General features: G+C 46.1%; 1 protein-coding gene. It reads right to left on the minus strand.

All coding sequences use genetic code 11. The features are described 5' to 3' along the window. A partial coding sequence (locus J5224_RS30410; RefSeq protein ID WP_264628765.1) for a winged helix-turn-helix domain-containing protein occupies nucleotides 1-943 on the minus strand: 943 nt, incomplete at both ends.

Consider the following 943-nt stretch of genomic DNA (forward strand, 5'->3'; position numbering starts at 1 on the left):
GGGCAATAACGTTGTTCGGCTCACTCGCTAATATCTTACCGACAATGATCATCATTTCATGTCGGACGCTTTCGTAGTCCATCAAGCCCAGGTTGGCTACTGCATAGTAAGAACCAGCGATGCGACACAGTTCACTGATACTGGTATCGCCATGTCGTCTTAAGTTTACCGCTTGGGGCATAAACTTCTCGAGCGCTGATAGTGAGAATTGCAATGCATCATGCTGCGCCACTTTTGAGCTCAAAGGATGTACGTTGACCGTCGCCGGATCCATTCCCATCGATGGATCAATCACAGACAAAAGCGTAAGAATAGCCCGGCATAACAGCCGGTAATTGATGTGATGATCGCTCGTGAAATGGACGCCTTCACGATATAACACCGAATGATCCTTTGCCCGCGTCAGTTCAAGCCGGATGATAGATTTTTCACCATGCCGGATTTCCATTCCGGAGATATAATAGTCTGCCTGTGATTTTTCGATTGCAGACAGGTAGCTGCTGTAATCTTGAACGCTACGCGTCAGACAAGACGAAACAACATTAATGGGCAAATCCAGGCAATGCAACCAATCAATCAATTGATCGTGGAGTGAAATGGCCTGGTATCGATGCTGCATCTCAGCGATAAACAATGCAATATTGCATGCTCTCTTTTCAACTGAAGCATCAAATGCGGCCATGTCGCTGTGGCCCGCAGTCAAGGCAGGCAAAGTCGTTTTAGCAGGGAGATTGACGACTTGAACGTCAGGGACAAAACGATAGCCCTTGCCGTAGATATTATCGATAAACCTTTGTTTTCCTGAATGACCCAGTGTGCGGCGCAGAACATAAATACAACGCGTCAATGACTCATCTGAGACCAATCCCCCTTTCCACACATGTTCAATTATTGCATCTTTTGAAATAACGGCGTGTGCGTTTTGTAACATAAAGAGTAATAC

The organism is Candidatus Symbiopectobacterium sp. NZEC135 (genome assembly GCF_025962695.1).